The sequence below is a fragment of the Microvirga sp. P5_D2 genome (genome assembly GCF_054049475.1).
Genome location: NZ_JBFUMH010000011.1, coordinates 1 through 26,390, shown reverse-complemented (window position 1 = coordinate 26,390; position 26,390 = coordinate 1). Strand labels below are relative to the sequence as shown.

At 62.5% G+C, this 26,390-nt stretch carries 26 protein-coding genes, 1 pseudogene and 1 riboswitch; of the genes and pseudogenes, 17 read left to right on the top strand and 10 right to left on the bottom strand.

What is annotated here, in order from left to right; all coding sequences use genetic code 11:
* Positions 1 to 3: 3 nt before the first annotated feature.
* Positions 4 to 1,005 (bottom strand): threonine-phosphate decarboxylase CobD, encoded by a 1,002-nt coding sequence (gene cobD / locus ACXJKO_RS05975; protein ID WP_457090171.1) that lies wholly within the window; start codon positions 1,003 to 1,005, stop codon positions 4 to 6.
* A gap of 12 nt (positions 1,006 to 1,017) precedes the next feature.
* On the opposite strand from cobD, the gene cbiB reads away from it, so the two are divergent.
* Positions 1,018 to 2,004: an adenosylcobinamide-phosphate synthase CbiB gene (gene cbiB / locus ACXJKO_RS05970; protein ID WP_457090170.1), complete on the top strand. Its 987-nt coding sequence runs from the start codon at positions 1,018 to 1,020 to the stop codon at positions 2,002 to 2,004.
* On the opposite strand, the gene ACXJKO_RS05965 is transcribed toward cbiB, so the two are convergent.
* Together ACXJKO_RS05965 and cobO are read right to left on the bottom strand one after the other, a co-directional pair.
* On the bottom strand, positions 1,991 to 3,445 hold the full coding sequence (locus ACXJKO_RS05965; RefSeq protein ID WP_457090207.1) for a cobyric acid synthase: 1,455 nt from the start codon (positions 3,443 to 3,445) through the stop codon (positions 1,991 to 1,993). The two genes, cbiB and ACXJKO_RS05965, sit on opposite strands and share 14 nt — an antisense overlap.
* Positions 3,446 to 3,456: 11 nt before the next feature.
* Positions 3,457 to 4,062, bottom strand: coding sequence for a cob(I)yrinic acid a,c-diamide adenosyltransferase (cobO, locus tag ACXJKO_RS05960; RefSeq protein ID WP_457090169.1), 606 nt, complete (start codon positions 4,060 to 4,062; stop codon positions 3,457 to 3,459).
* Positions 4,063 to 4,168: 106 nt separating this feature from the next.
* Positions 4,169 to 4,354, top strand: a riboswitch (cobalamin riboswitch).
* Between the two features lie 113 nt (positions 4,355 to 4,467).
* Between cobO and ACXJKO_RS05955 the strand changes: the two genes are divergently transcribed.
* From ACXJKO_RS05955 to cobJ, 8 genes are read left to right on the top strand one after another with little or no spacing between them, the layout of a single operon-like run.
* Entirely contained in the window at positions 4,468 to 5,100 is a 633-nt protein-coding gene (locus ACXJKO_RS05955; protein WP_457090168.1) for a HupE/UreJ family protein, read from the top strand.
* A 19-nt stretch (positions 5,101 to 5,119) separates the two neighbouring features.
* The gene (locus ACXJKO_RS05950; RefSeq protein ID WP_457090167.1) at positions 5,120 to 5,515 is read left to right on the top strand and encodes a DUF1636 family protein; all 396 of its coding nucleotides are present in this window, start codon (positions 5,120 to 5,122) and stop codon (positions 5,513 to 5,515) included.
* Between the two features lie 25 nt (positions 5,516 to 5,540).
* Positions 5,541 to 6,578 carry a cobalamin biosynthesis protein CobW gene (gene cobW / locus ACXJKO_RS05945; RefSeq protein WP_457090166.1) on the top strand — a complete coding sequence of 346 codons (1,038 nt, stop codon included), beginning with the start codon at positions 5,541 to 5,543 and terminating at the stop codon, positions 6,576 to 6,578.
* Between the two features lies 1 nt (position 6,579).
* Positions 6,580 to 9,894: a cobaltochelatase subunit CobN gene (gene cobN, locus ACXJKO_RS05940; protein WP_457090165.1), complete on the top strand. Its 3,315-nt coding sequence runs from the start codon at positions 6,580 to 6,582 to the stop codon at positions 9,892 to 9,894.
* The gene (gene cobG, locus ACXJKO_RS05935; protein ID WP_457090164.1) at positions 9,891 to 11,186 is read left to right on the top strand and encodes a precorrin-3B synthase; all 1,296 of its coding nucleotides are present in this window, start codon (positions 9,891 to 9,893) and stop codon (positions 11,184 to 11,186) included. The genes cobN and cobG overlap by 4 nt, the downstream gene beginning before the upstream one ends.
* A complete protein-coding gene (locus ACXJKO_RS05930) occupies positions 11,183 to 11,815 on the top strand; it encodes a precorrin-8X methylmutase (protein WP_457090163.1) in 633 nt (210 codons plus the stop codon). The genes cobG and ACXJKO_RS05930 overlap by 4 nt, the downstream gene beginning before the upstream one ends.
* Before the next feature lie 7 nt (positions 11,816 to 11,822).
* Entirely contained in the window at positions 11,823 to 12,563 is a 741-nt protein-coding gene (locus ACXJKO_RS05925; protein ID WP_457090162.1) for a precorrin-2 C(20)-methyltransferase, read from the top strand.
* Complete coding sequence (gene cobJ, locus ACXJKO_RS05920; RefSeq protein WP_457090161.1) at positions 12,560 to 13,324, top strand: precorrin-3B C(17)-methyltransferase; 765 nt, start codon at positions 12,560 to 12,562, stop codon at positions 13,322 to 13,324. The genes ACXJKO_RS05925 and cobJ overlap by 4 nt, the downstream gene beginning before the upstream one ends.
* Here cobJ and ACXJKO_RS05915 read toward each other — a convergent pair.
* Positions 13,306 to 14,058 (bottom strand): cobalt-precorrin-6A reductase, encoded by a 753-nt coding sequence (locus ACXJKO_RS05915; protein ID WP_457090160.1) that lies wholly within the window; start codon positions 14,056 to 14,058, stop codon positions 13,306 to 13,308. The two genes, cobJ and ACXJKO_RS05915, sit on opposite strands and share 19 nt — an antisense overlap.
* Here ACXJKO_RS05915 and cbiE point away from each other — a divergent pair.
* The 5 genes from cbiE (at position 14,057) to ACXJKO_RS05890 (ending at position 18,665) form a co-directional block, all read left to right on the top strand.
* The gene (cbiE, locus tag ACXJKO_RS05910) at positions 14,057 to 15,310 is read left to right on the top strand and encodes a precorrin-6y C5,15-methyltransferase (decarboxylating) subunit CbiE (protein ID WP_457090159.1); all 1,254 of its coding nucleotides are present in this window, start codon (positions 14,057 to 14,059) and stop codon (positions 15,308 to 15,310) included. The genes ACXJKO_RS05915 and cbiE overlap by 2 nt on opposite strands.
* Positions 15,307 to 15,693 (top strand): cobalamin biosynthesis protein, encoded by a 387-nt coding sequence (locus ACXJKO_RS05905; RefSeq protein ID WP_457090158.1) that lies wholly within the window; start codon positions 15,307 to 15,309, stop codon positions 15,691 to 15,693. Before cbiE ends, ACXJKO_RS05905 begins: the two co-directional genes overlap by 4 nt.
* Entirely contained in the window at positions 15,690 to 16,463 is a 774-nt protein-coding gene (cobM, locus tag ACXJKO_RS05900) for a precorrin-4 C(11)-methyltransferase (RefSeq protein WP_457090157.1), read from the top strand. Before ACXJKO_RS05905 ends, cobM begins: the two co-directional genes overlap by 4 nt.
* An 88-nt stretch (positions 16,464 to 16,551) precedes the next feature.
* Positions 16,552 to 17,346: a uroporphyrinogen-III C-methyltransferase gene (gene cobA / locus ACXJKO_RS05895; RefSeq protein ID WP_457090156.1), complete on the top strand. Its 795-nt coding sequence runs from the start codon at positions 16,552 to 16,554 to the stop codon at positions 17,344 to 17,346.
* A complete protein-coding gene (locus ACXJKO_RS05890; RefSeq protein WP_457090155.1) occupies positions 17,343 to 18,665 on the top strand; it encodes a cobyrinate a,c-diamide synthase in 1,323 nt (440 codons plus the stop codon). The genes cobA and ACXJKO_RS05890 overlap by 4 nt, the downstream gene beginning before the upstream one ends.
* A 47-nt stretch (positions 18,666 to 18,712) precedes the next feature.
* Here the strand turns inward: ACXJKO_RS05890 and ACXJKO_RS05885 are convergent, their stop codons facing one another.
* The 4 genes and pseudogenes from ACXJKO_RS05885 to ACXJKO_RS05870 form a co-directional block, all read right to left on the bottom strand.
* Positions 18,713 to 19,393 (bottom strand): SDR family NAD(P)-dependent oxidoreductase, encoded by a 681-nt coding sequence (locus ACXJKO_RS05885; RefSeq protein WP_457090154.1) that lies wholly within the window; start codon positions 19,391 to 19,393, stop codon positions 18,713 to 18,715.
* Positions 19,394 to 19,461: 68 nt separating this feature from the next.
* Positions 19,462 to 19,791 (bottom strand): hypothetical protein, encoded by a 330-nt coding sequence (locus ACXJKO_RS05880; protein ID WP_457090153.1) that lies wholly within the window; start codon positions 19,789 to 19,791, stop codon positions 19,462 to 19,464.
* 5 nt (positions 19,792 to 19,796) lie between these two features.
* On the bottom strand, positions 19,797 to 20,762 hold the full coding sequence (locus tag ACXJKO_RS05875; protein WP_457090206.1) for an FAD-binding oxidoreductase: 966 nt from the start codon (positions 20,760 to 20,762) through the stop codon (positions 19,797 to 19,799).
* Positions 20,763 to 20,936: 174 nt separating this feature from the next.
* Positions 20,937 to 21,134 (bottom strand): annotated as a pseudogene (locus ACXJKO_RS05870) (GtrA family protein); the annotation flags it as partial.
* Between the two features lie 195 nt (positions 21,135 to 21,329).
* On the opposite strand from ACXJKO_RS05870, the gene ACXJKO_RS05865 reads away from it, so the two are divergent.
* The 3 genes from ACXJKO_RS05865 (at position 21,330) to ACXJKO_RS05855 (ending at position 25,309) form a co-directional block, all read left to right on the top strand.
* Complete coding sequence (locus ACXJKO_RS05865; RefSeq protein WP_457090152.1) at positions 21,330 to 22,049, top strand: decaprenyl-phosphate phosphoribosyltransferase; 720 nt, start codon at positions 21,330 to 21,332, stop codon at positions 22,047 to 22,049.
* A 306-nt stretch (positions 22,050 to 22,355) separates the two neighbouring features.
* The gene (locus ACXJKO_RS05860) at positions 22,356 to 23,948 is read left to right on the top strand and encodes a hypothetical protein (RefSeq protein WP_457090151.1); all 1,593 of its coding nucleotides are present in this window, start codon (positions 22,356 to 22,358) and stop codon (positions 23,946 to 23,948) included.
* Between the two features lie 176 nt (positions 23,949 to 24,124).
* Complete coding sequence (locus tag ACXJKO_RS05855) at positions 24,125 to 25,309, top strand: YihY/virulence factor BrkB family protein (RefSeq protein WP_457090150.1); 1,185 nt, start codon at positions 24,125 to 24,127, stop codon at positions 25,307 to 25,309.
* 70 nt (positions 25,310 to 25,379) lie between these two features.
* On the opposite strand, the gene ACXJKO_RS05850 is transcribed toward ACXJKO_RS05855, so the two are convergent.
* Both ACXJKO_RS05850 and ACXJKO_RS05845 read right to left on the bottom strand, forming a co-directional pair.
* The gene (locus ACXJKO_RS05850; protein WP_457090149.1) at positions 25,380 to 25,676 is read right to left on the bottom strand and encodes a hypothetical protein; all 297 of its coding nucleotides are present in this window, start codon (positions 25,674 to 25,676) and stop codon (positions 25,380 to 25,382) included.
* Between the two features lie 69 nt (positions 25,677 to 25,745).
* The gene (locus tag ACXJKO_RS05845; protein WP_457090148.1) at positions 25,746 to 26,207 is read right to left on the bottom strand and encodes a hypothetical protein; all 462 of its coding nucleotides are present in this window, start codon (positions 26,205 to 26,207) and stop codon (positions 25,746 to 25,748) included.
* Between the last annotated feature and the right edge of the window lie 183 nt (positions 26,208 to 26,390).

Here is a 26,390-nt window from a genome sequence, read left to right as displayed (position 1 = left end):
AGCTCAGCGCCGGTAGGTTGCGATTGCCTCCTCAAGCCGCAACCAGGCGGCTTCCGAGCCCGGCAATCCAAACCGGAGGAGCCGAGGATTATACTCGAAGCGGCGCACCCAGATGCCGCTGCGGCCCAGATGCGTGAAAAGTTCGGACGCCCTCTCGCTCTCGATGAAGCGATAGAGCGTCGTGCCCTTCGGGGCAGATGTGGAACATGGAGCTAGAATTGCATCAAGGCGGCGGGCATCGGCGGCTCGCGCACTACGGGTGGCGGCCAGCCAATCGCGATCTCGCAAGGCCTGCTGCCCAACTTCGATGGCAGGTCCCGAGACGGCCCACGGGCCAAGCAGCGCTCGCAGTTTCCCAGCCATGTCGATTCTGGAGATCGCAAAACCGAGCCTTATTCCCGCCAGACCATAGGTCTTGCCGAAGGAGCGCAGGACAATGGCATTGTCCGATAGATGCGGAACGAGCGTCTCATCCGCATCGAAATCGGCAAAGGCTTCATCGACGATCAGCCAGCCACCCCGTTCGCGGAGACGGTCGGACATCACCATCAGATCCTGCCTTGCAAAAAGCCGGCCATCAGGATTGTTCGGGTTCACGACGATGAGGATATCGGCGTTCTCGGCCTGCTCAGGCGTTTCGCATTCCACAACCTCGTGGCCTGCCAGGCGCCATGCCCGCGCATGTTCGGCATAGGTCGGGCCCAGAACGGCAACGCGCGAGCGCTGCCACAGGGCAGGCAGGAGACTGATGAGAACCTGCGTTCCCGGCGCGGCCACAACCATCTCCGCGTCAGCGGCCCGATAGGCTTCGGCGGCGGCGCGCTCCAGATCCTTATGGGCGCCCGGCGACGGCAGCCTTTCGAACAGGGAGGGTGGCAGCGGGGGCATGGGATAGGGTATGGGGTTGATGCCCGTCGACAGGTCGATCCACGGTTGGGGCGCATCGGGGAAAAGCCTTGCGGCTTCGCCCAAATCGCCTCCGTGCCAGATCTGCGTCTCACTCATTCGATCTCACCCATGGTCCTGTCCGACAGCCTGCTCATCTTAATTCTCGCCCTCGCGACTGAAACAGCCTTCGGTTATCCGAACCGGCTTTACACGGCCATTGGGCATCCCGTCACCTGGATCGGCCGACTGATCAAGCTCCTCGATCACGGTCTCAACCGGGAAGCATGGTCCCCCGGAATGCGCCGTGCTGCAGGCATCCTGGCTCTGGTGATTCTTCTCACAGTGACGGGGACGGCAGCCTCGATCTTGCAGTCTCTCCTGCTTACCCTCGGAATCACGGGCTTGGTGATTCTCTCCATCCTCGCCAGCAGCCTCCTGGCGCAGCGCAGCCTTCACGATCATGTGGCTGCTGTCGCTACAGGCTTGAAGGAGGATGGCCTTGAGGCAGGGCGGCAGGCCGTGTCCATGATCGTCGGGCGTAATCCGAAGAGCCTCGATGAGGCCGGAGTCTCTCGCGCGGCCATCGAAAGTCTGGCCGAGAATTTTTCGGACGGCATTGTGGCCCCTGCATTCTGGCTCGGACTCGGTGGCCTTCCGGGTGGCGTGCTCTACAAGGCCGCCAACACCGCCGACAGCATGATCGGACACCGCACGCCCCGCCACGAGGCCTTCGGCTGGGCGGCGGCGCGGTTCGACGATCTCATCAACCTGCCGGCCTCGCGCTTGGCAGCCCTCCTCATCATCACCGCAGCCGCCCTCACCCGAAATGCCTCCGCATGCGATGCGCTTAAAGCTGTATGGCGGGATGCCCGCCATCACCGCTCGCCCAATGCCGGCTGGCCCGAGGCTGCGATGGCGGGAGCCCTGGGCTTGCGCCTAGCCGGACCGCGGATCTATGGCGATGTGAGAGTTGAAGATCGCTGGATGGGCGATGGCCGTGCGGAAGCGACTGCGCAGGATATCGAGCGGGCGCTTGTGCTTTATCAGACTGCCTGCGGGCTGCAATTCGCTCTCGCTGCGCTCCTTGCTTTCATTGCCTATCTCATCGCGCGCTGATCGCGAGTAGCTTTTCGCAATCGAGGTGCGTCTCCAGGTGATCCGCAAAGCGATCAAGAATGTCATCGACCAGAGCTTCATAGGCGAGATCGCTGCTGTCCGCCCCAAGCCGCTCAAGCCAGCTTCTTCTCTGGCTATCATCGGCGAAGAGGCCATGCACATAGGTGCCGGTGACACGCCCATCCTTTGAAACCGCACCGTCGAGATGGCCTGATTGCAGGCGCGCGAAGGGGCGCTCCGAAGCCTCCCGCCCTGTGGTTCCGCCGATATGCATTTCATAGCCTGAGAGCGGCGTTCCATCAGAAATCGTGACACCGGTCACCGCCTCGAGCCGCTTCCTGGCCGTGAGCGTCGTCGTCACGTCGAGAAGGCCCAAGCCTTCCATCGAGCGGCCTGCTTCACCTTCGATGCCGAGAGGATCGTCGATGCGCTGCCCCAGCATCTGATAACCACCGCAGAGCCCCAGAATATGCCCACCCCGGCGCGCATGCGCCTTGAGATCGATGTCCCAGCCCTGTGCGCGAATGAAGAGCAGATCGTCGATGGTGGTTTTCGATCCCGGCAGGAGAACGAGGGCTGCATCGACAGGAAGCGGCGTTCCAGGCTCGATCAGTACCACCTCTATTCCCGGCTCCTCGCGCAAGGGATCGAGATCGTCGAAGTTCGAAATCCAGGGCGTGACAGGAACTGCGATCACCACGGAGCCCGCACGCTTCTGCGTTCCTTGTCTTCTGAGACCAAGTCCGTCCTCCGCAGGCAGGCGCGCGGCATCCGCGAAGTGTGGGACAAGCCCCATCGCCTGCCACCCCGTGCGTTCCGCGATGATGCGCATGCCTTCATCGAACAACGCAGGATCACCCCGAAAACGGTTGACGATAAAGCCTTTGACCATGGCGGCATCGGCTTCGTCGAGCACCACCTTCGTGCCCACGAGGCTCGCGATGACGCCGCCCCGATCAATATCGCCGACGAGCACCACCGGCACATTGGCCGCGCGGGCAAAGCCCATATTGGCGATGTCGCCCGCGCGCAGGTTCACCTCCGATGCAGAGCCCGCGCCTTCGACGAGAACAAGATCGGCCTCGCCAGACAAACGCTTGAAGCTGTCGAGAACGGCTTCCATGAGGCGCGGCTTCCATGATTGATATTCGCGCGCCCGCGCCGTGCCGACCACACGGCCCTGCACCACCACCTGCGATCCGATCTCGCTCTGGGGTTTCAGTAGCACCGGATTCATATGAACACTCGGTGCAACACCGGCGGCCCGCGCCTGAAGCGCCTGAGCGCGGCCGATCTCGCCGCCATCCGCCGTCACAGCGGCGTTGTTCGACATGTTCTGTGGCTTGAAGGGCCGAACCTTCAGGTCGCGCCGCGCGAAAACTCGGCAGAGGCCCGCGACGAGCAGCGACTTGCCCACGTTCGAGCCGGTGCCCTGCACCATGAGCGCGCGCATCAGAACTCGATGCCTTCCTGCGCTTTCACGCCCGCCGCGAAATGGTGCTTCACCAGGGTCATCTCGGTCACGAGATCGGCTGCTTCAATCAGTTCCGGCTTCGCATTACGGCCCGTCACGACAATGTGGAGGTCGGCCCTGCGCCCGCGCAGCGTTTCCACGACCTCGGTGAGAGGCAGGTAATCATAGCGCAGGGCGATATTGAGTTCGTCGAGAACGAGCAGGCGGATATCCTCGCGCGCCATCAGCTCCTTCGCCTTGCTCCAGGCGCGCTCGGCAGCCGCCACATCGCGGGCGCGGTCCTGCGTCTCCCAGGTGAAGCCCTCGCCCATGGTGTGCCATTCAATCTGCTCGGAGAATCGTTCCAAGGCGAGCTTCTCTCCGGTCTCCCAGGCGCCCTTGATGAACTGCACGACGCCCACGTTGAAGCCGCGCCCCAGCGCCCGAAGCATCAGGCCGAAGGCCGCCGTCGACTTGCCCTTGCCTGGCCCCGTATTGACAATGAGAAGCCCTTTCTCGGTTGTCTTCGAGGCAACCTCGCGGTCCTGGACTTCCTTGCGCTTGATCATTTTGGCGCGGTGACGCGCCTCTTCGTCCGGGGTCATGAGGTTCTTGAATCCCTGTGAGAGGACCGCACCATGACGAGCGCGGATGAGGATTTCAAGACCGACACCATTTCTATGAGCAGGCTTGAAAGATGTCCCTCGCCCCGGTAAGCATGGTGGTGACGGTGCCCCGGCAACGGGGTGAAAAGGGAATGCGGTGAGATACCGCGGCTGCCCCCGCAACTGTAAACGGCGAGCCTGCGCTCCGAATGCCACTGGATCAACCCGGGAAGGCGGACGCGCAAAGCATCGACCCGTGAGCCAGGAGACCTGCCGTCATCAATAGCTTCTCTCGGGTCTATCGGACGGGGTGTGCCGATGGTGACCGTAGTCGAATGATTGGCAGTCATTCGGTTCCGTCCGTGGGAGTTCAACTGACCTTATGGTCTCCCGACGGAGAGAACGATGCCTATTATCAACCTGCCAAAGACCCGCCTGCTTGCCCTGACTCTCGGTGGTCTCCTTGCCACGCCGGCACTTGCTCACCACGCCATGGACGGCGAGACCCCGACGACCCTGGTCCAGGGCCTCCTGTCGGGCCTTGGCCATCCGGTCATCGGCCTCGATCACCTTGCCGCCCTCATCGGGGTCGGCTTGGTGTCCTCCCGTTTCCCGCGAGGCCTGACGCTTCCCGCCTTCTGGATCGTCGCCATGGCTGCAGGCGTCGGCCTCCATCTTGCCAGCGCCGACATTCCGCAGGTCGAGCTGCTCGTGGCGCTGAGCGTCGTGATCATCGGCCTTGCTGCGACCCTACGCACCACCCTGCCTTATGCTTTGATCGCGGCCCTGTTCGCTGCCGGCGGCGCGGTGCACGGCTATGCGCTCGGCGAATCGATCATCGGCGCGGAAGCCGCTCCGCTGGGCGGATACCTTGTGGGTCTGGTCGTGATTCAGACCGCTCTCACGACGGGCATCGCCTATGCGGCAACCAAGCTTTCGAAGGCGTCCTTTACGTCTCCTTCGCTCCAGTTCCGTCTGACGGGCCTTGCCGTTGCCGTGACGGGCGCAGCCTTCATCGCCCTCCCGGCCTTCGCGTAAAAAAGGGCGGGCCCGGCTCATGACCACATCTCCCGAGGAGATCTGCCTTCATGTCTGCATCACCTGCCGTCAGGCGGGTGGCCCCGACGACAAGGCGCTCCGTCCAGGGGCGGTCCTTCACCGGGCCCTCACCGAAGCGCTTGCGCAACCCGGTGCGCCGGCCGTGCGGGTGGAAGCGGTCGAGTGCCTCTCCGTCTGCAAGCGCCCCTGCACCATCGCGGTCTCGGGCCCCGGACGCTGGACCTATATCTATGGCGACCTCGACGCCGAGGTTTCAGCAGACACAATTATCGAAGGGCTTCGCCTCTATGCGGCTACCTCCGACGGCCTCGTGCCCTGGCGCGAGCGTCCGGAGGCTTTCCGCAAAGGCGTCGTCGCCCGCATTCCTCCTTTCAAGACAAGCAGCGCGGCCTGATTAAAGCCGCCGAAAGGTTCGCCTCATGAGCGATCTCACCAAAATTCCCTGCACCATCGTCACCGGTTTTCTCGGCGCCGGAAAAACCACTTTGGTGCGTCACCTGCTGGAGAATGCCGGCGGTCGTCGCATCGCAGTTCTCGTCAACGAATTCGGCGATCTCGGCTTCGACGGCTCCTTCATCGAAGGCTGCGGCATCGAAGGCTGCACGCAGGAAGACATCGTCGAACTGCCGAACGGATGCCTGTGCTGCACGGTGGCGGACGATTTCGTGCCTGCCCTGAACACGCTGCTCAACCGGCCGAACCCGCCTGAGCACATCCTCATCGAAACCTCGGGCCTTGCCCTGCCCAAGCCTCTCGTTCGCGCCTTCAACTGGCCGGATATCCGCTCCCGCGTCACGGTGGACGGCGTGATCGCCGTGGTAGACGGCCCCGCCGTCGCCTCCGGCGCCTTCGCCGACGATCCGGATGCGCTGGAAGCGCAGCGCAGCGCCGATGCTTCCGTCGATCACGAAAACCCGCTCGAGGAAGTGTTCGAGGATCAGCTTCTCTGCGCCGACCTCATCTTGCTCAACAAGACGGACCAGATGGCAGCAAGCGACAAGGCGAAAGTTCTGGCCGAGATCAACGAGCATCTGCCCCGTGCCGTAAAGGTGATCGAGACCGCGCACGGTAAGGTGGACCCGAAAGTGCTGCTCGGCCTCGGCGCTGCCGCAGAAGCTGATCTGGATGCGCGCCCTTCGCATCACGAGACCGCCGATGATCACGATCACGACGATTTCGACAGCGTCGCGATTCTGGTCGGCTCCGTCGCCACGCCGGAAGCGCTCGTTGCCCGCGTCGAGCGCGCGGCCGAAGCGGCAGGCGTGCTGCGCATCAAGGGCTTCGCGCCTGTCGATGGCAAACCCATGCGACTTGTGGTGCAGGGTGTCGGACAGCGCGTAGCGCATCACTTCGATCGCCCCTGGAAATCCGGCGAGGCACGGGACGGACGCATGGTGGTGATTGGCCTCAAAGGCTTCGACGTGAAGTCCGTCGAAGCCGCTTTGCGCAACGGGTGAAATGCACCTCCTTCCGGTCACAGCCGTTACCCTTGATGAAGGCGCGGAGGCCATCGACCTCCAGCAGCCTCCAGGGGACATCGTGGTTCTCTCCTTCGCGGATAGTGACCTCGGTGCGCTTGCGGCCGCGCACAAGCACAGGCCAGACGGACCCTCGCTCCGCCTGGCTTCTCTCCGCCGCCTGCGCCATCCCCTCTCCGTCGATTTTTATGTGGAAAAGACAGCAGCGCAGGCGCGCTTCGTCCTCGTGCGCTGCCTCGGCGGGCGTGATTACTGGCGTTATGGATTGGAACGTTTGTCCGAAACCTGCCGCGCAGCAGGTGTGAAGCTCACCGTGATGCCGGGCGACGACCGACCCGATCCACGGCTTGCAGCCTATGCCACGATCTCTCCGTCTCTCTGCGATGAGCTTGAAGCATATTTCCAGGCCGGCGGCATCGACAATATGCGCCGCCTTCTCGCGCGCGTCGCTCAGGAGATCGGCGAAGCGGATACGATTGCGGAGCCACCGCAGGCTGCTCCGCGTGCTTTCGCCTGGACGCCGGAAGATGGCATCATCGAGCCCGAGACACTGCTCGCCCGATGCTCAACTCAACGCCCTCTCGCGCATCTTCTCGTCTATCGCTCATCCGTTCTCGCGGGTGATACGCAAGCCATCGAAGCCCTGTCGTTCGCCCTTCGTGAGCGCGGTATCGACCCGCTCATTCTCGCCGTTTCGAGCTTGAAGGATGTGGAGGCCGTCGCCATCCTCCGCCGCACGATCGACCTGCGGCGTCCAGACGTGATCGTGACGACGACAGCTTTCTCGGCGCGTGACGATTCCGGTTTCGTGCTCGACGAAGCGGATTGCCCGGTCCTCCAAGCCATCCCCGTCGGTAGCGCGAAGGAGGCGTGGGAAGCCTCCCCCCGCGGCCTGTCCGCCGCCGATCTCGCCATGCAGATCGCCCTGCCCGAATTCGACGGGCGCATCGCGACTGGACCAATTTCATTCAAGGCGGAGGAGCCTGCTGATCCCGCGCTTTGCTTCTCCCACCGTGTGCAAGCACCGGATGCGACGTCCATCGACAAGGTCGCGGATATGACGGCTGCCTGGATCAAGCTTGCACTCACGCCGCGCCGAGAGCGGCGATTCGCGCTCGTTCTCTCCGACTATCCGGCGCGCGGCGGGCGCGCAGGTTTCGCGGTGGGTCTCGATACGCCCGCAAGCACCTGCGCTATCCTCGATTTGCTGCAAGATGCAGGCTACGACGCGCAAAGAGATTTTACCGCTGAAAGCCTGATGCCGCGCCTGACGGAGGGCGAGCGCTGCTTCGAAGTTCCTCTATTGGTCTATCGCGCATGGCTCGATAGCTTGCCCGCCGAGCAGCGCGCTGCAATCAATGAACGCTGGGGCGATCCTGAAAACGATCCCGCTCTCAATGGCACCGCATTCCGCTTTCGCGCGCTGCGCGCCGGTAAAATCCTCGTGGCTCTTCAGCCTGATCGGGGACACGCAAAAGACCGCAAGAGTTTTTATCACGATCCCGATTGCGCCCCGAGCCATGGCTATCTCGCCTTTTATCTCGGCATGAAAAGTCTGGAAAGCATCGACGCGCTCGTGCATCTGGGAACGCACGGCACGACCGAGTGGCTTCCAGGCAAGGCCGTTGCGCTCTCTCCCACCTGTTGGCCGCGTCTCGCCATCGGTCCGCTTCCTGTCATCTATCCCTTCATCGTCGATGATCCGGGCGAAGCGRCACCTGCCAAGCGCCGGATCAGTGCGGTGACAATCGGACATCTCACGCCTCAGACCGGCGAGGCAGGCCTGCATGGTGAAGCCGCCGCTTTGCGTGAATTGGTGGAAGAGTTTTCCTCCGCTCAGGTGCTTCATCCAGGGCGGGCCGCGCTCGTGGCCAGCGAGATCCTGGAACGTGCGCGCGCCAGCGGTCTTTCTGCCGCCTGCGGTGTCGATGATGCCATGCCCATGGACGAAGCCCTGACCCGTCTCGATGCTCATCTCTGCGATCTCGGCGAAGTCACGATCCGCGAAGGCCTTCACGTGTTCGGGCATGCGCTCAGCGGCTTCGAGGCTTGCAGAACCGGCGAGCGGGAAGGCCTGTTGAAAGCTCTCGATGGCCGCTTCGTCATTCCAGGCCCGTCCGGTTCTCCTTCGCGCGGACAGACGGAGGTTCTTCCCACCGGACGCAATCTCGCGACCCTCGATCCTCGCGCAATCCCGACCCGCGCTGCCACCGAACTCGGGTCTCGCGCGGCAGCGGAGGTCGTGCGCCGTCACTTGCAGGAAGAAGGCGACTGGCCGCGCCGGATCGTGATGGATCTGTGGGCCTCGCCCACGCTCCGCTCCGGCGGCGAGGATATCGCCCATGCGCTCGCGCTCATGGGTGCGCGTCCCACATGGGATCACGCCTCCACGCGCGTCACGGGCTTCGAGATCATCCCGCAACCATTGCTCGATCGTCCGCGCGCCGACGTTACCGTCCGCGTTTCGGGTGCCTTCAGGGATACGTTTCCCGATCAGATCGCGCTTCTCGATCAAGCTGCCCGCGCCGTTGCCGCGCTCGATGAGGATGACGAATGGAACGAACTCTCCGCCGCTCGGCGGCGCGGCGAAGCGCTCTCGCGTATCTTCGGGTCGGCGCCCGGCGTTTACGGCGCAGGTGTTTCCTCGCAAGCCTTGGACGGTGAGTGGAACGCGCGGCACGATCTCGGCCGTACCTATCTCGATGGAACGTCTCATTCCTTCGGAGCATCGGCGGAGGCGAGCGTGGACGGAAGCTTCCCGCAGCGTGTCCAACAGGCCGAAGCCTTCGTTCATGTGAGCGACGTGGCTGAGCGCGACATCCTAGATGGGAACTCGGTCGCCGATGCCATGGGCGGCTTTGCGGCTGCGGCCGAGGCCTTGGGCTCCTCCCCGGCGCTCTATAGCCTCGACACGAGTCGCCCGCTAAGCCCGAAATCCCGCACTCTCCATGAGGATGTGGACCGGCTCGTGCGCGGACGCCTGACAAATCCGCGCTGGATCGAAGGCCAGCTCCGCCACGGATGGCGCGGCGCTGCCGAGATCGCGCAAGGCGTCGATGCCCTCTTCGCCTTCGCGGCGACGACGGATGCAGTTTCGAACGCGACCTTTGATCTCCTGTTCACCGCTCTTGTCGCGGATCAAGCCACGCGCGAGCGGATCGCATCTGCGAACCCGGCTGCGGCCCAGGCGATCCGAGATCGCTTTGCGGATGCGAAGCGGCGCGGCATGTGGCGGAGCCGCCTTAATTCCGTGGCAGCCCTGCTCGATGATGATCGGCAGGAGGCGGCGGAATGAGCGTGTCAAGCTCCATCATGCGCAAGGGCTGGTGCCCAGGCGTGCGCCGCCCCATGACGACCGGCGACGGGCTGCTCGCGCGTCTTCATCCTTTGGCGGGCAAGCTCACAGCCGATCAGGCGCGCCTCATCGCGCAGGCCGCGTGCCAGCACGGCAACGGCCATCTCGATATTACCGCGCGCGGTAATCTCCAGATTCGCGGCGTGCGTGATGAGACCTATCCTGCTTTGATGACGCTTCTGGATCATGACGGTCTCGTGGAGCCGGAAGGCGATGGCCCGAACCGCCTCGTCATAGTGTCGCCACTTGCGGGGCTTGATCCAGATGAGCTTATCGACACGTTGACATTGGCGCAGGCTATCGAGGACAAGACCCGTTCGATCAGCGGAATTCCCGCCAAATTTTTCATCGCCGTCGATGGCGGTGGCTCCCTGCCGCTCGACAAGGTCGGCGCCGACCTTCATCTGATAGCCCGTAGCAGCGATGCCATCGCTTTCGCCATTTCTGCGCCTGATGGTTTACGCTGGATTGGCGAGACTTCCCTCAGCCAATCCGCTGAAGCTGCCAGCGCCATTCTCTCAGGCTATACCGCCATGAGGGAATCCGGACGGACGGAAGCGCGACGACTGCGCGATCTTCAGGCCGACCTCGTCCTGGAACTCTCGGCACAGACAGCGCTAGAACCGACGACGCCCCCTTCTCCGCGCAATCCCGCACCCCGTGCCGGTATCTTGAATGTCAAGAACGACAAGGCCGTTCTTCTGGCCCTCCCATTCGGTCGCTGCACCGTCACGCAACTGGAACAAGCTGCTTCATGGAGCGCACACTTCGGCGCCGGTGAGATTCGTTTGTCATTCACGCGTGGCATCCTGATACCCGGCGTCAGTCGGGGCCACCTGACGGAGTTGCTCGACGAAGCTAGGCGAAGCGGCTTCATCACCGAAGAGGCCGATCCACGGCCCTCATTGCATGCCTGTCCCGGCAAGCCGGATTGCGCAGGCGCCCAGACGCACGCTCCGCTAGATGCACTGATGATCGCTCAGGCCTGCAAGCATCTGTTGGTCCAAGGCGTTACCCTTCATGTCTCAGGCTGCGCCAAGGGCTGTGCCCATCCCGGCAAGTCCGATCTCACGCTGGTCGGGCGAGCCGATGGACGCTATGACATCGTGCACCAGGGCTGCTCTCGCGATGTACCCTCCCTTCATTTATCCGTCGAAGAAATCATGAATCGATTATCACCTTTTACCTCTCCGGAGGATTTGCACCGTGCGTTCTCAGAGAATGCGCGATGAGCAATGCCCGCGACTACATCCGCGAAGGTGCAGAGATCTATCGCCGCTCGTTCGCGATCATCCGCAACGAGGCGGATCTATCCCGATTTTCCGGCACGGCCGAACGCGTCATTGTTCGTATGATCCATGCATGCGGCATGACGGACCTGCCGAAGGATGTCGATCTCTCGCCTGAATTCGCTGAAGCTGCGGAAGATGCGCTCAGGCGTGGCGCGCCGATTCTGTGCGATGCCAAGATGGTGGCGAACGGCATCACCCGCGCGAGGCTGCCCGCGAACAACGAAGTTATCTGCACCCTCGACGATCCCCGCGTCCTGGCGCTTGCAGTGGAACTCGGCAACACGCGCTCGGCCGCCGCCATGGAATTGTGGCGCGAGCATCTGGATGGCGCGCTCGTGGTGTTCGGCAATGCACCGACTGCGCTGTTCCACCTTCTCGAAATGCTCGATACCGGTGCGCCGAAGCCTGCCGCCGTGATCGGCATTCCCGTCGGCTTCATCGGTGCGGCGGAATCGAAAGAGGCTCTTGCCCGCGACGGACGCGTGCCGCACCTCGTCGTTCACGGACGACGCGGCGGGAGCGCGATGGCGGCTGCGGCGGTCAATGCCCTTGCCAATCCGGTCGAGTGAGGCAGGCATGACCGAGAACACGATTCGCCTCTATGGATTGGGACTGGGCCCCGGCGACCCGGATTACATGACCGTGCGCGCCCGCAAGATGCTGGAGACGGCAGATCGGCTCGTCCATTTCTGCAAGCACGGCAGACGCGGCAATGCCCGCACGATCGCAGATGCCATCGTCGGCATGAACCCGGAGCGTGAGATTGCTCTGGCCTATCCGGTCACCACGGAAATCCCAGCCGATCACCCGGATTATGCCGCCGCACTCAATCCCTTCTACGAGGCAGCCGCGTCGCAGCTTCTTGCCGAGGTCGAGGCCGGTCGCACGGTCGCGGTGCTGTGCGAAGGCGACCCCTTCTTCTACGGTTCGTTCATGCACCTATGGTGGCGCCTCAAGGACAAAGTACCGACGGAAGTCGTGCCTGCCGTGTCCAGCATGTCGGGCGCCTGGACCCGCGCCGGCGCGCCGATTACCTGGGGCGATGACGTGCTCACCGTCGTGCCAGGAACATTGCCTGAAGCCGAGCTGACGCGCCGCCTCTCCGGCACCGATGCCGCCGTGGTGATGAAATTAGGACGCAACCTGCCGAAGGTGCGCGCGGCGCTTGCAAGCGCCGGACTTCTGGAGCGCGCCATCTATGTGGAGCGCGCCACCATGGCGGAGGAGAAGATTATCCCGCTGCCTGAACTGCCAGATGAGATGGACGCTCCCTACTTTTCCCTCATCATCGTGCCCGGCCAAGGAAGACGCGTATGACCGGCCGCGTCACCATCGTGGGCCTTGGCCCCGGCGATCCGCGCTGGCTTACACCGGCTGCCTCCGAAGCGCTCACCTCCGCCACCGATCTCATCGGCTATGGTCCTTATGTTGATCGCATAGGCGAGCGCCCCGGACAGCGCCGCCATGGCTCTGACAATCGTGTCGAACTCGATCGCGCGCGTTTCGCGCTTGACCTTGCAGAGAAAGGCGCCCGCGTTGCCGTTGTCTCCGGCGGTGATCCCGGTGTGTTCGCGATGGCGGCAGCGGTCTTCGAAGCGATTGAGAACGGCGATCCGGCTTGGCGCGAACTCGACATCCGCGTAGAGCCCGGCATCACCGCCATGCTCGCGGCGGCGGCCCGCGTGGGTGCGCCGCTGGGCGGAGATTTCTGCGCCATGTCGCTGTCCGATAATCTCAAGCCTTGGGACATCGTTGAGAAGCGGTTGAGAGCGGCCGTCGAGGCCGATTTCGCGGTGGCGCTCTACAATCCCATCTCCTCCGCGCGACCATGGCAGCTCGGCGCGGCCCTGAAGATCGTTTCCGAAATTCGCAGTCAGGATACACCGATCATTCTCGCGCGCGCCGTAGGACGGCCTGATGAGAGCATCAGGATTCTCCCACTTGCCGACGTGGAGGCTTCCATGGCCGACATGTCTACGATGGTGATCATCGGCGCCAGCACGACACGCCTGATCGAACGGCCCGGGAACGAAGCACCTTATGTCTATACGCCCCGTTTCTACGGAGTGCGCCCGTGATGTCCTTCGAGCCATTCGAGAGCAGCATCGGCGGTCGTGACCTCCTCGACATTCCGAGGTGTTTCGGGACGCGAGATCATGATGACCGGCAGACCCAGGGCGCGCGCGGCGGAAATCTTCGGATAAGTCGCATCGCCGCCGGAGTTCTTGGTCACCAGCACATCAATGCGTTCACGCTCCATCAGCGCGCCCTCAGCTGCCTCGCTGAACGGCGCGCGGTCGCGAATGGCGATGACGTTCGGAACAGGCAGCGCATCGCCGACGGGCTCGATGGTTCGGACCCAATAAGTGTGCTGCGGGGCAGCCGCGAAGGGCGGGAGTTCGAGACGCCCAATGGTGAGGAAAGCGCGGCAGGGCCGCTGACCAAGAGCCTGAACCGCTGCGTCCATGGACGGAACATCGATCCAGCGATCGCCGTCCTGCCTCGCCCAAGGCGCACGGCGCAGGGCGAGCAGCGGCACACCGGTCTTCGCGCAGGCCTCAGCAGTATTGTGCGACATGATCGCGGCAAAGGGATGGGTTGCATCGACGACCGCTTCGATGCGCTCATCGTGCAGGAAACGGATGAGTCCCTCCACACCGCCGAAACCGCCGATGCGGGTTGGAATCGGCAGAGGGCGAGGGTCGCTGGTGCGACCGGCCAGGGACAGAAGCGGGCTAAACGCGGACCGACCTGCAAGCCGCGCCGCGAGCGAGGAGGCTTCAGTCGTGCCGCCCAGAAGGAGAATGCGCATGAGCCTCTTTTCTCCGAATTCTGAGTTGAAGTCGAGCGTCTCAGTGAAGCGCCCCTGGCTGACCATCATCGGCATCGGCGAGGATGGGCGCGCGGGCCTGTCGGCCGCAGCGCTTACCGCCCTCGACGGCGCGGAATTCGTGATCGGCGGCGCGCGCCATCTGGACCTTGCGGCGCCCGCTACCGCACAGACGCACACATGGCCGATTCCCTTTTCGGACGGGTACGCCATGATTCTGAACCGCCGGGGGCATTCGACATGCGTCCTCGCGACAGGCGATCCTTTCCATTATGGCGTCGGCGCGGAACTAGCCCGCTTGATACCCCCCGATGAAATCATCAGCTTCCCGCAGCCTTCAGCCTTCAGCCTCGCCGCCGCGCGCATGGGCTGGTCACTGCCCGATTGCGATTGCGTGAGCCTGCATGGCCGGGCACTGGAGCGCATCGTTCCGTATCTGCAACCCGGCGCGCGTATCCTGGCTCTATCGTGGGACGGCTCCACGCCGGGAAAGCTCGCAGCAATCCTGAAAGCGCGAGGGTTCGGAGCCTCGACGATCACCGTGCTCGAAGCCATGGGCGGGTCGCGCGAGCGCATCCGTAGCACGACAGCCGCCGATTTCGATCTCGCAGAGATCGACCAGCTCAACACCGTGGCAATCGAGGTTGTGGCGGCGAACGATGCCCGGATCGTCACCCTCGCCCCCGGTCTCCTCGATGCGTGGTTCGAGAATGACGGTCAGCTTACGAAAGCGGAGATTCGCGCCTTGACGCTGGCCGCTCTTGCACCGAAGGCAGGCGAGTTGCTGTGGGATATCGGCGCCGGTGCGGGCTCCATCGGAATCGAGTGGTGCCTGCGTCATCCGCGAAATCGCTGTATCGGCATTGAAGAGCGACAGGAGCGGGCCGAACGGGCGCGGCGCAACGCAACCGAGCTTGGCGCAACGGCCATGAATGTCAGGATCGGTCGCGCTCCCGAAGCACTCGTGGATCTCCCGCCGCCGGATGCGGTGTTCATCGGCGGCGGCGCTTCTGAATCCGGCGTGTTCGACGCTGCAKGGGACGCTCTCAAGCCGGCCGGGCGTCTCCTCATCAATGCCGTGACGCTTGAGACCGAGACATTGCTTGGAACACTCCACGCACGTCATGGGGGCGCTATGCGGCGCCTGGCGTTCTCGCGCCTGGACCGTGTTGGCGACATGCATGGCTGGCGGGCGGCGATGCCTGTCACGCAATGGGTGGTGACAAAGCCATGATCGTGGCCGGAGTGGGTTTAAAGCGCAGCGCAACCGCCGATGAGATCGTAGCGCTCGTGGAGCAGGCGGTGATTTATGCCGGGTTGCCCGATGACGCCTTGAACCAGTTGGCGACAATCGACGCACTTGCGGCTCTTCCCGCCTTCGAGGAAGCCGCGCGCCGCCTTGCGGTCAGCGCGATAGCCATCGACRGTGCGGCCTTAAACGCAGCTTCCCCTCGCATGAGCACGCATTCCGCCCGCTCGCTGGCGGCGCATGGCGTCGGATCGGTTGCCGAAGCTGCAGCTCTCGCGGCAGGAGGCCCTGAGGCAAGCCTTATCCTGGAGCGCATCGCCTCAAGCTCTGTTACATGCGCCCTCGCGCAGAGGGAGACGAATTCATGACTGTCCATTTCATAGGCGCAGGCCCCGGAGCCGCCGACCTGATTACCGTGCGCGGACGCAATCTCGTCGAGCGTTGTCCTGTCTGCCTCTATGCCGGTTCCATCGTGCCGCCTGAAATTCTTTCCTGGTGCCCGTCCGACGCGCGCCTCGTCGACACGGCACCTCTCGATCTCGACGCGATCACGGCGGAATATGCGCGCGCTCATGAGAGGGCTGAGGATGTCGCGCGTTTGCATTCCGGCGATTTGTCGATCTGGAGTGCCATGGGTGAGCAGATCAGGCGGCTCGACGCGCTCGGCATTCCATACACGATTACGCCCGGCGTTCCCGCTTTCGCGGCCGCAGCCGCTGCGCTTGGGCGTGAGCTGACGGTGCCGGAGGTCGGCCAATCGGTGGTTCTCACCCGCACCTCGGGCCGTGCCTCGGCGGTGCCGGAGACGGAGCAGCTTGCAATCTTCGCGCAGACGAAAGCGACACTCGCCATCCATCTCTCGATCCATGTGATCGAGAAGGTGATCGATGAATTGCTGCCCTCTTATGGAGCCGATTGTCCGGCAGCGGTGATCTGGCGCGCGTCATGGCCGGATGAGCGCGTGATCAAAGGCACGCTCGGTACGCTCGCTGCCATGGTGCATGCCGAGAAGCTGGAGCGCACCGCGCTGATCCTGGTCGGCAAGACGCTCGCGGCAAAGGATTTTCGCAACAGTGCGCTCTACTCTACGGATTACGACAGACGTTTTCGCCCCAGCGCAGGTGAGACCAGGCGATGATGTGTTTGATTGCAGGCACCACCAGTCCAATCGTGGCGCAACGAAGCGGCGGGTTTCATTCTTCTCATGCTCACGCATGGTGGCGCGCATGACGTCTCTTGCCGCTCTCTCTCCCGATTTCACGCCCGGCACGGTCTGGCTTGTCGGTGCAGGCCCGGGTGATCCGGGTCTCCTCACTATCCATGCCTTGAATGCTTTGAAGGCCGCCGATGTGGTCGTCTACGATGCCCTTGTCGAACCGGGAATCCTGTCCCTGACCCGCGAGGATGTCATTCTCGAATATGCGGGCAAGCGCGGCGGGCAGCCCTCGGCGGCGCAGAAGGATATCTGCGAGCGGCTGATTGCGCTGGCGCGCGACGGCCATCGGGTTCTACGCCTCAAAGGCGGCGATCCGTTCATTTTCGGACGTGGCGGGGAAGAGGCGCTGGCCTTGGCCGAAGCCGGCATTCCATTTCGTATCGTTCCCGGCGTGTCGAGCGGGCTGGCATCGCTTGCCATCCACGGTATTCCGGCGACCATGCGTTCGACCAACCATGCTGTCATTCTCGCAACAGGCCATCGCGCACCAAACCAACAGGCCGAGTGGGCGGCATTGGCGCGCACGGGCGTGCCTATCGTGCTCTACATGGCGGTCACGAACCTGCCGGACATCGTCGCAGAGCTGATCGAGGGCGGATTGCCAGGATCGACGCCGGCTCTCGCCGTGCATGGGGTAACGACGTCGCGAGAGGATGTGGTGGAGGCAACACTTGCAGATCTGCCGCGACTGGCGTCGGAAGGAGCAATTCGTTCGCCGACCATTGTCGCCATCGGCGCCATCGCGACATTCCGCGCCGCGATTCAGAACCACCTTCTGACCTATGGCGCCGAGGCCGCGCAATGACGCTCGCTCCCGGCCTTCTGATCGCAGCGCCGAGGTCCGGCTCCGGCAAGACCACCATCGTGCTGGGCCTCCAGCGGGCGCTTGCACGGCGCGGTTTGCAGGTTCGGGGCGCCAAATGCGGACCCGATTACATCGACCCGGCTTTTCATGCGGCGGCGACCGGCGCACCGAGCTTCAACTTCGACAGCTTCGCGATGGGAAAGCCGCTCCTGCATGCGCTCGCAGTTCGAACCGCAGGCCAAGCGGATATCGTCATCGCCGAAGGGTCCATGGGCCTGTTCGACGGCATCAGGCAGGAAACCGGACGCACCGGAGCGAGCGCCGATATGGCAGCCCTCTTCGGTTGGCCCGTCGTGCTCGTCCTCGACGTATCGGGCCATGCGCAATCCGCCGCCGCCGTGGCGCTGGGCTGTGCACGGTTCGATCCTCGCATCGAGGTTGCCGGCGTGATCCTGAACAAGGTCGCGAGCGAGCGGCACCGCAGGCTCGTCGAGGATGGCATGGCGCGCATCGGCATGCCGGTTCTCGGCGCTTTGATGCGTAGCAACGAGCTTGCATTGCCGGAGCGCCATCTCGGCCTCGTGCAGGCAGGCGAGACCGATAAGCTGGATCAGCGACTGGAACGTCTTGCCGATGCCATCGAAGCATCCGTCGATATCGACCGGCTGCTCACGCTGGGGCGTCCGACGAATACGGGCGAGACTGCATCTGGCGCCGCTTTGAATCCTCCCGGACAGCGAATCGCATTGGCATCGGACCGAGCCTTCTCGTTCATCTATCCTCATGTGCTCGCGAGCTGGCGCGATGCGGGAGCGGAAGTCGTGACATTCTCGCCCCTCGCGAATGAGCCTCCGCCGGAGCAGTGCGACAGTTGCTGGCTACCGGGCGGATATCCCGAACTTCACGCGGCCCGCATTGCTGACTCTCGGCGGTTTCTCGACGGTTTGCGCGCCTTCGCGCAAACCCGCTCGATCCACGGGGAATGCGGCGGGTACATGGTGCTGGGTGAGACCCTCGAGGACGGCAACGGGCAGGCACACAGAATGGCCGGGCTTCTGCCGGTGAGCACGAGCTATGCCAAGCGCAAGCTGCATCTTGGCTACAGGGTGGCGCACTTGCTTCATCAGGGAGCGCTCGGGCCCGCCGGCCAACGACTCGTCGGCCACGAATTCCATTATGCTTCCGTTACCCATAGCGACAACAGCCGCGAAACGGCTTTCGCTACCATTACGGATGCTGAAGGCAATGATCTCGGCACGGCCGGCCATCGCGTCGGGTTGACGACGGGAAGCTTCTTCCATGCCATCGCGCATGGATGACGGGCCGCGCAACTGTTCTGACCGTCGTCGGCGATTGAAAGGCAGGATCAGATATTCATCTTGTTGAAGATGAAGGATGGCAGAAGTCGGATTACGAGCATGATCAGGCGCCATTGTCCTGGCGCGTAAACGACGGCCTGTCGGCGTGCCATGCCGTCCACGATGTTCTGCGCCACGCCTTCCACCGAGGCGAGCTTGACGCCCTTGGCTTTCATCTGCGCAGTCATCGGCGTATCCGTCGGGCCGGGCTTGATTAGCACGATGGACACGCCGCTGCCCGCAAAGCGATGCTGCATGCCTTGCGCATAGCAGGTGACCAGTCCCTTGGCGGCGCCATAGACATAGTTGCTCTTACGGCCGCGATCCCCTGCGACGGAACCGATGATGCCGATCACACCGGAACCGGCTTTCTCCATGTGTGAAGCAAAGGCCTCGGCGTAGAGCACGGGAGAAACCGCATTGATGGCGAGCGCGTCACGGTTCTTCTCCAGATCGGTCTGGCATGCGCCTTGATCGGGCAGAGAGCCATGCGCGATCAGCGCGATATCGATTGGGCCATCCGCTGCGGTGGAAGCAACCGTTTCCTGAATGGCTTTGGGGTCGTGGAAATCCGCCTGCAGCACGCGAATATCCGTATCGGGGCTGCGCACGCGAAGATCCGCCGCGATGGGCTCCATGCGCGCCGCATCGCTCCCGACGAGAACGAGGTCGGCGGATTTGTTGGTCACCCAAAGGCGGGCAATGCTCGGCAATCGCCGAAGTGGCGCCCACGATAACGATCTTGTTCTTGCTCAAGTCAGCTTCCTAGAAGACGTCGCGACATGCCGGAGCTGATGCCCGGATCGCGATAGGTGACAAATTGTTTTAGGTTGGGATAGCCCGCCTCGAAAAGATCGCACGGCATGCGCGCGTCCTTCGCGGGGTAGATCCGCCCGCCCGCTTCGCGCAGAACGTTGTCCAGCCTTTCGAAGAGCTGGCCGGTGCGGGCGCCGTTGTTGGGGAAGTCGAGCGCAAGCGTCGTTCCCGGCATCGGAAAGCTCATCATCCCCGCTGGCTGCCTGTCGCCGAATGTCTTCAGCACGGCCAGGAATGAGCCCTCTCCGGAACGGGCGATTTCCGCCAGCATCGCCCTCAACGCGTCTCGCGCGGTACGACGCATTGATACTGGTAGAAGCCCTTGGGGCCATACATGCGGTTCCAGTTCTGGACGTTGTCGAGCGGGTAGAAGAAGTGCTCGTAATGCTCGATGCGACGGCCTGCCTTTAGCCTGTTGAGGTGGTAATAGGCCGTGTTGAAGGGCTTGAGGGAAAGTCTGTTGACCAGAGAGAGCGGCGGGGTAATCGGCATCGCGAGCTTGCGCGGGCGTGGCTCGGCCCGATTGCGGGCATTTGTGGGATTGGCGCGCAGAAAGATGCCGCGTCCACCATCGCCGGACAGGCAGTCGAACCAGGCGACCGTGTGCTCCCAATCGGCAAGCGATTCCTGCGTGAGGCGGAAGAACTCGTCGAGGCGTCCATAAGGAACGGCATCGGCAGCGAGCCAGGGACCCGGCACGCGAACAAGCTGAAGCTCGGCTTCGACGATCACGCCCGTAAGCCCCAAGCCTCCGACGGTGGTGGCAAACCAATTAGGCTGAAGATCGGGACTGCAATCAATGAGTTCGCCATCGCTGCGAGCCAAGGTGAACCGGCGCACGTGATTGCCGAACGAGCCCTGCATCGTATGGTTCTTGCCATGAACGTCGTTGGCGATGGCGCCGCCCACCGTGACGAGCTGGGTGCCCGGTGTCACTGGCAGAGCCCATCCGCGCGGCATCATGACCCGCTGGATATCCCGCAGAAGGACGCCTGCCTCGCAGATGAGCCTGCCCTCGGCTTCATCGAAACTGATGAAGCGGTCCAGACCCGTCGTCTTCCAAAGAGTGCCGTTGGGGTTGAGGCCCACGTCGCCGTAGCTGCGCCCCATTCCATAGGCAATGCCTGGCCCCTGCTCGGCCAGTGCAGCCTGGATAGCTCTATGCCGCGGCAGCTCGACGACGCGCTGCTCAGGAGCAGCGAGATTGCCCCAGGCGCGAACCTTGGTGGATGCTCCCCTCATGCGAGCTCCGAACGGAAGACGTAGCGCTTGTCCAGGTGGTACTTGATCCAGTAGCCAATCGCGAGGCCGATGGCTCCCCCAAATAACGGATGCCCTTGTGCTCCGACATGAGATGGAACCCGAATTCGAAACCCAAAAAATCACGGTCGTCGCGAGCCCCATGATCGTGTAGAGGATGAAAGTCCTCCCGTCATGAGCCGCATTCTTAGGGCGAAACCGGAAGATGAACCGCTTATTCAGCATGTATTTGACCACCAACCCGACGCCCGTGCCCAGCACCACGGACAGGAAGATGTCATAGGGGCCCTGGTAACCGCGAATGAAGAGATCCTGAGCTGCGATATTCGCAACGGTAGCGATCAGCGCAAACATTGCGCATGAAGCGACAATGGTCATGGCTCGTGACGATATAATGGACGAGAAAACAATGGATCAGCCTTTTAAAAGGCCATCGGCGAGAGCGCAACTGCTTGGGCTGGTCAAGCTTATGCGGCCCAAGCAATGGGTCAAGAACAGCTTCGTCGCCGCTCCGTTGGTCTTTTCGGCCGAATTCCTAAACCGCAGGCCGTGGGGCGTACCCTCCTGGCGATCCTACTGTTCTGCCTCGCCGCATCAGCCGTCTACATCGTCAATGACATGAAGGACTTGGAGCGCGATCGGCTCCACCCGAAGAGATCCCGAACCCGTCCCCTCGCGGCGGGAATCGTGACCTCGTCGACGGCCTATGTGCTGCTCGGAGCGATCTATACCATCCTTCTGGCAGGCTGGTGGTTTGAGCCGAAGATCGTGCAGGTCATCGTGGTCTATCTGGCGCTGAATATCGCCTATACCTTCGTCCTCAAGCACCAGCCGGTCGTGGACATCTTCACGATCGCCATCGGCTTCGTGCTGCGGGTCTATGCTGGCGCCATGGCGCTCTCTGTACCGGTTTCCAACTGGATGCTCGTGACGACCCTGTGCCTCGCCCTCTATCTCGCCGCCGTGAAGCGGCGTCAGGAACTGAGACAGAGCGGTGTCGATGGGCGGGCCGTGCTGGAAAAATATTCCCTGCCGCTCATCGATCGTTATGCGGAAATGGCGGCAACCGGCGCACTGGTGTTCTACAGCATGTTCGTGATGTCGGCGAAACCCGACCTTGTTCTCACCATCCCTTTGGTTCTGTTCGGCCTGTTCCGCTACTGGTACGTGGTCGAGGAACTCGACGGCGGTGAATCGCCCACAGATGCGCTGCTTACCGATTGGCAACTTCTCTTGACCGTTGTGGCGTGGGTCGCCGTTTGTGCCTAGAATCTCTGGCCGCACGCGTAGATCCACACCTTCAGCAAGGCTGGCGGCTGCGGGCGGAATTCATGAGCTGGCAGCCGTTTGACTTGAGCTACCCGTTGCCAAGGTCCCGCCCAGGACGCGAGCCCAGTCTTATGCATGACGGAGGAGTGACTTAACGCTATCGCCGCCCTACCTCTTTCACGGCATGGCAGGTTTTTGAACGCTGCTTGCATCGCTGCTTCTAGGCACATCTGCATCCGCTTCTGCCGCTGAGAGGGACTGACTCATGGCGCCAAACGGCATCTCGCCGGACCGTATGAGACGGCCATGATGGCCGATCTTGATGCATTGCCTGTTCGCAGGATTGTTCTGGCTGCCGCCGTAATCCTCGCCGCACTCCTTGTGATGCCGGGCCAGACGGTTGTTGCATCCTATGTCAACGATCTCTTCATTTTCCTGGATGGCGCTCAGCGCATTGCCGCAGGCCAAGTGCCCAACCGCGATTTCAACACGACTCTCGGGCCGCTCTCATTCTATATTCCCGCGCTAGGCTTCTGGATCACGGGAGACATGGGACGTGCGATGCCGTTCGGCATGGCTGCGGCAACCATTCTACTGGCACTCCCGATTGCTCATATCCTGGCCACACGCCTCCAGCCGATCATCGCCATTCCCTATGGCCTGTTTCTTCTGCTGATCCTGGCCGTTCCGCAGAATTTGGGCGAGAGCATCACCGCTCTCTCATTCGGAATGTTCTACAACAGGATCGGATGGGCGGCTTTGGGCGCGCTCCTCATCATGTATCTGAGGCCGGTGCGAACCTGCTCCGGCCAGAATACGCTGGACGCGATCTGCGCTGCGATCCTCGTGCTGGTCATGCTCTACACCAAGATCACCTATGGCTTGGTGGCTCTCGCATTTCTCATCTTCATGTTGAGCGATTCCCGGCAACGCCGTTGGGTCGCTGGCGCAATTGGATTGACGATTATTGCGTGCCTCTCCATCGAGGTCGTCTGGCAATCCTCAAGGGCTTATATCGACGATATCGCCGTGGCGAGTGCCGTCAGCGGCTCGCGCAGCATCGCCGATCTCGCGCGCAGTTTTCTCAAGCATCTGGCCGATTATACGGTGTTCGCCATGCTGGCCGCGCTCGCCGTCTGGCGAACGCGCAGCCTTCGAGATCTCCTATTCTTCGGCTTCTGTGCCATCCCCGGCCTTCTCATCCAGAACCAGAACGCCCAGCCATGGGGCATCATGACCCTTCATGCAGGAGCCGTCGTAGCGGTTGCATTGGCTTTGCGCGAAAGGCCGGATGCGCAGCCGTCTCAAGCAGCGACTCCACTTGCTTATGGCGCACCGCTCCTTCTGATGGCGCTGATCCTCCCGACGCTCCTGCACAACCTGGCGGCCTTGGGCTTTCACGCTGTGCTCTCCACCGCCCGCGCAGGTGAAGCGTTCAAGCTGCCTCAGTTCGGCAATATCAGGATCATCTCACCGTGGCTCTCCGCTGAGCGGACCATGATGCACGCCTATCTGGCGAGTGCCGAAGAAGGAGCACGACAATTGGAGCGCCTGCCGGAGATGCCAAGGAAAGTGCTCGTGCTCGATTTCGCGAACCCATTCTCCGCAGGCCTCGATCTTGTTCCGCCGCGGGGAGGCAGCGCGTGGCTCCATTGGGGACGCAATATCGACGCGGCGCATTTCATTCCTCCGAAGCGGATGTTCGCCGATGTTGAGGTCCTTATGGTTCCGAAATGGGGCATCAACAATCTCCCGCTCCGAGACCTCTACCAATCCTATATCGAAGCGACCTTTGAACCCATGCTCGAGAGCGACGGCTGGATCATCCATCGCCGCCGCCAGAACGAGATTGCGAGCCGGTTCGGTCCTCCCCAAGAGCATGAAAGTCTGGCGCGATAAAAAGCGCCGGGCAGATTCTCGGAGTTCGAAGCCTGGCAGTTAGAGACAGGAGCCCGCAAAGTCTTACCCCACCGCCTCTTTCCGCATCGGAGCCTCGTGGAACCGCTTTGTTCCCTATGAGGTTTACGGAAGAGCCAAGCCTGTTCGGTTGGCGTAATGAATGAGGTCGGTCGGACATGGCGGACAATCCAGCAGTTCAGCAATCTAGGTCATCATCGTCCACGGCGGTGACGACCATGTGGGCCGTGGTTCTCGGCTGGGCTCTCGTCAGGCTGGTCGCCAATGGCGAGCGCCAGCCGTTACCGGCAACACGGACGGCCCAGCGCCCGGCAGGGCAAGGGTCCGGTCAGGCCTCGAAACCCGATACCGGCTTCACCGAGAAAGAGCACGCCGATCCCCATGCGGCTGCCACGGAAAGCGGCCGTGGTCGCCATGCCGATACACCAACGGAAATTCCCGCACAGGGGTGGAAGGACATCCTTTGGCGCACTTACGAGGAATTCGGCAAAGACCGGATCATGTCCGTCGCGGCGGGCGTCACCTATTATGCCCTTCTCGCCGTATTCCCAGCCATCGCGGCTCTCGTTTCGATCTACGGCCTCTTCTCCGACCCTGCCACGATACGGGACCACCTGACCACCATGTCGGGCGTTCTCCCAAGCGGCGCGCTTGAGATCGTCGGCGAGCAGGTTGCGCGCATCTCCTCAAAGGGTGGAGGAGCCTTGGGTTTCGGCTTCATCATCGGCCTCGCGATCTCTCTCTGGAGCGCCAATGCCGGCATGAAGGCCATCTTCGATGCGCTCAACATCGTCAATGACGAAGAAGAGAAGCGCAGCTTCATCAAGCTGAATCTGATGTCTTTATCGTTCACGATCGGGGCTATTCTCTTCATCCTGTTCGCGCTCGGCAGCATCATTGTCCTGCCCATCATCTTCAACTTCGTGGGTCTCGGAAGTCAGACGGAATGGATCCTCGCCATCGCGCGCTGGCCTATCCTGCTTGTCGGCGTGATCTTCGCCTTGTCGCTGATCTACCGCTTCGGCCCGAGCCGCGACAAAGCGGAATGGCGCTGGGTCACTCCGGGCGGCGTTGTGGCGGCCGTGCTGTGGCTCGCGGTGTCGATGATCTTTTCCTGGTACGTGTCGAATTTCGGCAGCTACAACGAAACCTACGGTTCGCTCGGCGCCGTCATCGGCTTCATGACATGGATCTGGCTCTCGACGATCATTGTGCTTCTGGGCGCGGAGATCAATGCCGAGATGGAGCACCAGACGGTGAAGGATACGACCGAGGGTGCCCATCAGCCCCTGGGCGTTCGGGGCGCCAAGATGGCCGATACGGTCGGCGTTGCTAAGACCTGATCATTCACGCGGTGAAAACCGAAGGGCGCCCTAGCGGGCGCCCTTTCTGCATGTATAAACTAGGATTCTTTCAGGTTCCGGCGCTCTCGGCGGAGGTGCGTTCCGAGGCGTATTTCGTGCGTGCGGCACTGTCCGGCTCAACGCCTTGTGCGAGACACCAAGCCTTGAACTCTTCCGGCACGATCATGATCCTCGCGATCTCGAGCCCGGCCTGCCGTCCGACAGATTCGTTGTTCTCAGCCGCAGCAAGCCATTGATCATAAACGGGAGCCAGCACATGCGGATCCGCCATCATTTGGCGGATGGCGGGATAATCCTCGCGGCGATACCAAGGCAGACCTATGATGCGGCGAGGCGCGTCCTGCACGAAAAACTCCATTCACAGGCAAGCCGGTTTCGAGCCTTTTTTGAGAGCGCTCGAAACCGGCTTGAAGGATCAGATTAATAGGTAGAGCACCGCCGGCGCAGCTGTCAGAAGGCCGGCTGCCGTGAACAACATAAGGCGGTGATCGGGATTGGCCAGGCGGCGAACCTTGCGGGCTGTGGTTMCGGCTTCCATGCTCCACCCGTTCATGCAGGAGCAGAGAAGGCGGTGTGCCGCGCGATCCGAGAGATCGAAGAACTCCATCGCGTCCCCGAGCCTGTCGCTCCTCAAGCCATCCGCCCGAAGGACAGGGTCCTCGAACGCCACCGTGATGGGTGATTCATCGGACCTCAGTTCCGGCCGCTTTTCTTCGGGAGTGAACTCGATCTCGCCCAGGGAACGGAGGCGCCGTTTCGGTTGCCTTTCCAGAACCTCGGCCCAGCGCTCCAGGCGCTCGTGCCGGGAAAGGAAACCTTGCTTGAACTCATGAACCTCAGCAACGCCACGCAGTGTTTCTACAGGCTTATGTTCCATCGGTGTTCTCCAGAATGGGAGCCGGCCTTGAGGCCAAGGCCATGCCCTGGAGAATCCATGATCATGCCAGTCATAGGCTTTTTTGCGTCAAAGTAGACACTCAAAAGAGCGTTTCGTGCGGGTGCGCCACATGCTCCTGGAAGACCGCGCCGGTCGCGGATTCCACCTCCTTCAGAACCACGT

Bases quoted from the DNA above. Each gene is read 5' to 3' on its own strand.
- cobD (WP_457090171.1), bottom strand. From the start codon at position 1,005: ATGAGTGAGACGCAGATCTGGCACGGAGGCGATTTGGGCGAAGCCGCA.
- cbiB (WP_457090170.1), top strand. From the start codon at position 1,018: ATGGTCCTGTCCGACAGCCTGCTCATCTTAATTCTCGCCCTCGCGACT.
- ACXJKO_RS05965 (WP_457090207.1), bottom strand. From the start codon at position 3,445: ATGGTGCAGGGCACCGGCTCGAACGTGGGCAAGTCGCTGCTCGTCGCG.
- cobO (WP_457090169.1), bottom strand. From the start codon at position 4,062: ATGACCCCGGACGAAGAGGCGCGTCACCGCGCCAAAATGATCAAGCGC.
- ACXJKO_RS05955 (WP_457090168.1), top strand. From the start codon at position 4,468: ATGCCTATTATCAACCTGCCAAAGACCCGCCTGCTTGCCCTGACTCTC.
- ACXJKO_RS05950 (WP_457090167.1), top strand. From the start codon at position 5,120: ATGACCACATCTCCCGAGGAGATCTGCCTTCATGTCTGCATCACCTGC.
- cobW (WP_457090166.1), top strand. From the start codon at position 5,541: ATGAGCGATCTCACCAAAATTCCCTGCACCATCGTCACCGGTTTTCTC.
- cobG (WP_457090164.1), top strand. From the start codon at position 9,891: ATGAGCGTGTCAAGCTCCATCATGCGCAAGGGCTGGTGCCCAGGCGTG.
- ACXJKO_RS05930 (WP_457090163.1), top strand. From the start codon at position 11,183: ATGAGCAATGCCCGCGACTACATCCGCGAAGGTGCAGAGATCTATCGC.
- ACXJKO_RS05925 (WP_457090162.1), top strand. From the start codon at position 11,823: ATGACCGAGAACACGATTCGCCTCTATGGATTGGGACTGGGCCCCGGC.
- cobJ (WP_457090161.1), top strand. From the start codon at position 12,560: ATGACCGGCCGCGTCACCATCGTGGGCCTTGGCCCCGGCGATCCGCGC.
- ACXJKO_RS05915 (WP_457090160.1), bottom strand. From the start codon at position 14,058: ATGCGCATTCTCCTTCTGGGCGGCACGACTGAAGCCTCCTCGCTCGCG.
- cobM (WP_457090157.1), top strand. From the start codon at position 15,690: ATGACTGTCCATTTCATAGGCGCAGGCCCCGGAGCCGCCGACCTGATT.
- cobA (WP_457090156.1), top strand. From the start codon at position 16,552: ATGACGTCTCTTGCCGCTCTCTCTCCCGATTTCACGCCCGGCACGGTC.
- ACXJKO_RS05890 (WP_457090155.1), top strand. From the start codon at position 17,343: ATGACGCTCGCTCCCGGCCTTCTGATCGCAGCGCCGAGGTCCGGCTCC.
- ACXJKO_RS05880 (WP_457090153.1), bottom strand. From the start codon at position 19,791: ATGCTGGCGGAAATCGCCCGTTCCGGAGAGGGCTCATTCCTGGCCGTG.
- ACXJKO_RS05875 (WP_457090206.1), bottom strand. From the start codon at position 20,762: ATGAGGGGAGCATCCACCAAGGTTCGCGCCTGGGGCAATCTCGCTGCT.
- ACXJKO_RS05860 (WP_457090151.1), top strand. From the start codon at position 22,356: ATGATGGCCGATCTTGATGCATTGCCTGTTCGCAGGATTGTTCTGGCT.
- ACXJKO_RS05855 (WP_457090150.1), top strand. From the start codon at position 24,125: ATGGCGGACAATCCAGCAGTTCAGCAATCTAGGTCATCATCGTCCACG.